The 296-nt window shown below is 69.3% G+C and carries 1 protein-coding gene; it reads left to right on the forward strand.

What is annotated here, in order from left to right; translation table 11 throughout:
* The coding region (locus ADL15_RS22345; protein ID WP_157441532.1) for a transposase family protein at positions 1 to 296 on the forward strand (296 nt) is incomplete at both ends.

The raw sequence follows: 296 nt of genomic DNA on the forward strand, positions 1-296 counted from the left end.
CGCCATGGACCGGATCCGGCAGCTGGCCTTCGCCATCCTCGACGGCACCCTGATCCCGATCGACCGGGTCGCCGATCAGCGGCCGTACTACTCCGGCAAGCACAAACGCCATGGTGTGAACGTGCAGGTCATCGCGGACGCGGCAGGCCGGCTGATCTGGGCTTCGGCAGCCCTGCCCGGCCGGACCCGCGACCTGCGCGCTGCCCGCCAGCTCGGCATCATCGACGCACTGACCAGCGCAGACGTGATGACATTCGCCGACAAGGGCTACCAAGGAGCCCGCGGCACCATCCGGG

Origin of the sequence: Actinoplanes awajinensis subsp. mycoplanecinus, assembly GCF_001509495.1 — a bacterium.
Lineage (GTDB): Bacteria > Actinomycetota > Actinomycetes > Mycobacteriales > Micromonosporaceae > Actinoplanes > Actinoplanes palleronii.